The sequence below is a fragment of the Acinetobacter sp. NPDC052428 genome (genome assembly GCF_044547685.1).
Classification (GTDB): Bacteria; Pseudomonadota; Gammaproteobacteria; order Pseudomonadales; family Moraxellaceae; genus Acinetobacter; species Acinetobacter lwoffii_G.
In genome coordinates, this window is the sequence record NZ_JBIUAT010000066.1 from 1 (window position 1) to 3,210 (window position 3,210).

General features: G+C 43.2%; 4 protein-coding genes. All 4 read right to left on the reverse strand.

Annotation, left to right across the window (positions count from 1 at the left end; genetic code table 11):
* The coding region (locus ACIG3F_RS15970; protein WP_396470529.1) for a hypothetical protein at window positions 1-311 on the reverse strand (311 nt) is incomplete at its 3' end.
* 80 nt (window positions 312-391) lie between these two features.
* Entirely contained in the window at window positions 392-625 is a 234-nt protein-coding gene (locus ACIG3F_RS15975; RefSeq protein ID WP_253137963.1) for a hypothetical protein, read from the reverse strand.
* Entirely contained in the window at window positions 618-2,705 is a 2,088-nt protein-coding gene (locus ACIG3F_RS15980; protein WP_396470530.1) for a hypothetical protein, read from the reverse strand. Before ACIG3F_RS15980 ends, ACIG3F_RS15975 begins: the two co-directional genes overlap by 8 nt.
* A gap of 17 nt (window positions 2,706-2,722) precedes the next feature.
* Window positions 2,723-3,109 carry a hypothetical protein gene (locus ACIG3F_RS15985; protein WP_396470531.1) on the reverse strand — a complete coding sequence of 129 codons (387 nt, stop codon included), beginning with the start codon at window positions 3,107-3,109 and terminating at the stop codon, window positions 2,723-2,725.
* Window positions 3,110-3,210: the final 101 nt, after the last annotated feature.

Below are 3,210 nucleotides of genomic sequence, written 5' to 3' on the forward strand. Positions count from 1 at the left end.
GCATCTTCATTCTCCTTTTTGACTAAACCAAGAACTCTTGATCGAGCCAAACTCAGCAATGCTTCAGCTGTACTTTTACCAGCAGCGCCCAGAATGAATCCAAATAGTTCTGGGTACTTACCGCTAGCAAGAAATAAACTTGCTGGTTTAGCAAAGACCACACATAAAATGAAGCCTGCAAAGAATCCTATCCAACGATCCCGGGTGGGCTCCTTACTTAATAGAAAGCCAAAAGTTGCACCCAGCACACCTGTAAAAAGGATGTGTGAATGGTTCTTTATGCTTTCCAATACTTGACTAAGAAAGTCCATATACATCCCCTTTAGTCATACATACCCCTATTTTTTGGCAATAAAAAAGCACCTAAAAAGGTGCTGTTGTTTGGTTAAGTTTAGACTTCTATTTCTGAATACTCGCCAGTGGGTGCTGGCCTTAAAATCACCTGGTTTGCAATGAAGACCCGTGCACCCAAGTTATAAGCTGTGCCGGATGTACACAGCACAGGACCAGATCCGCCATCAATCTGCACCCGATACTCTGGATGCTTCACCGAGGTGATGGTACCGATGTATTCAGCATGGGTTGGATTTAAAAGCTTTCGCAGTTCAAATAAAGGATTACTCACGACTGATACGCTCCACGGTAATGGTTTCATTCACCTTTTCATGCGAAAAACTTCCACTCACCCCATCAATCACGCCCCACCACTGGCCATTAAAGGCAATCGTTTTTCCGGGCAGCATCTCGCCAATTTCCTGACTGACCGGAATATCAGAGAAAGTGTGCAGCTCCTGAATATTGGCTTTCACCAATGCATTCTTGCCGTAATTGGCACCCGACACTACATTAAACAGCGGACCAGTGACCGCCTCTAACGGTACATCACCTGAAGTACCACGCTGCTGTACTTTCAGACTTTCACCACTTCGACTATTCACTACGGTGATGGCATTAAAGTCAGCAATATATTCATCATTCTGTTTGATGCTCTGCTGCATAACCAAGCTTTCAGATAACAAGATATCGTAATCATCCACCGTCATCGCATCCCAGTAGCCTTTCTGGTAGCGTGGCAAAATACTCAGTGTATTGCCTGCTTTCTGGCTATAGATAAAGCCACCGCCTGCATCAACCACCTGCTTTATTGCATCGATCGGTGCAAGTTCTGCATAACTCAGGCTTTCAATCGGTACAATCCAACCCAGTTCATCGATCAGTTTCCAATCCAGAATTGTATTGGCATTGGCTCGATCCAGTTCAGCCTGTACCAGTTGAACAGAGGTGCGTTCGTTATCCTGAATAAATGAGCGTGTAGACCCATATTTATCAGAGTTCAGAGCTGTGACACTTCGCCCTGGGTAAATGTAAAGAACACTGGCAAAACGTCGGGTTTCTTCTGGATCTTCCAGCAGAATATGATGCTCAAAACCATTGATCATGACTTTAAGAATCACTGGCTGGTCATTGATAGGTTGCAACTTCTCTTTTTCAGTATGTGCCACGGTAATTGAGTAAGTCCAGCACCACTGAGACCGACTGGTGCTGTAGGTGCCATCCATGACTTTAATCTTCTCGCCAGTATCCAATCGCTCGGCTGTTAATGTATTCACGATATACCACCAGTTTCGTTTCGGCAGTGCTGGAATACAGTCATCTGCACCAAAATTTAATACAACATTGTGTGAGTCAACGTCATGACAGAGACAGATAAAGTTTAAATCTGTACTACCCTGATATGGCTCAGGTTCAGGCTTTGGCCAAGGTAAAACCGGATGCTTGCGATAATGAATCGCTTTGGCTTTATCCCAGGGCAAATCTGAGTTGGTGACAATCTCAAGCCCTTTATCCCACTCAAATGAAAAGCGATGCTCAAACACTTGGGCTACTTCATGCGAGTAAGTAAAAGTCTTACGCCGACGGATCATCTCCTGCCAGACCGTTTCCCGGTTATGACGTAACTTGATTGATTCTTGATGCAGGTAGCGCTGATGAATAAAGCGCTTATCACCTTCTTCCCAGATCACGTACACATCAGAACTTAAACCGGTTGCTTGCTCATGTAGTGCCCTGATTGCTCGTTTTAATGATCCAGCCTGCTCATACTGAATATTTTCCTGATTGGAAATCACCAAGCCTTGATCATAAAAAAGAGCCTCATTTGATACTCTTAATATTGGCTTGGCCCATGGTATTTCTGTGACACTTAAGGCTGCGATAGCTTTCTGATATCGCATATCAAAACCATAGGACACACCCACCAGATGGTTGATATCGAATAGCGCTTTAACTTCAAATTGAAATTCAGTATCTAAAACCGCATCAATGATACAGAGGTTTTCACTAAATACCGCTTCGACTTCAAAACTAAAACCGGTATCTAAAACCGTATCGATCTGACCAATTACATCAGTATTTTCACTAAATACAGCAACAACATCAAAGCTAAATTCAGTGTCGAGCACCGTGTCGATGACTGCGGTATTTACACCGCTATCCGCATAAACTGCTGTGACTTCAAATGAAAACTCAGTATTAAGTACCGTATTGATTGCAGCCGAAACATCATCACCGAAATTGAGATTGGTTGAACCATCGGCCAGATGCTCAAAATTCAAAACGATGTTGTGACTATCGGTATTTTCAGACTTAAAATTCAGGTTTATGTTGTGAGCATCAACGGTGCCGAGCTTATTTTTAAAATCCACATGAGCACCCTTTTAATTTAAGGTCTGAGTTTTATCGATTGAATAGACAAGGTACCACCCACGACCAGATTGGTATTCGCCAGAGTTATGTCGGTTCCCACAGCTAAATCTGCAGCCACTTCACCTGCGCCGTTATAAATCCGCGCCCATGTTGCAGTGCCCGTTTTAATCACTGAGCCAGTGTCCGTCGGATGCAATTCAACATAAGTTGGTGTAGTTTCTTTAATGCAAGGCTCAGGAAATACCAATGTGACCAAAGCATTGTTTGAATCTGCCGCCACCGATGTATTGACTGGCTGCACACCTTCATAAAAAACAACGGTAGCACTCTGGCTACCATTATCCATAAAATTTGCAAAGGCTTGAATCATGGCAAGCCGAGCTTTGACTGATGTTTTACTCATTTTGGGACCACGTTATCTTGAATGACTGCGTTGAATTGAGAGGCAGGATGATGTGTGACAATAAAAAATTTTGTTTTCATTAACTGTGAAAACCTATAATT

Coding starts and splice junctions, on each gene's coding strand:
- ACIG3F_RS15985 (WP_396470531.1), bottom strand. CDS start 3,109: ATGAGTAAAACATCAGTCAAAGCTCGGCTTGCCATGATTCAAGCCTTT.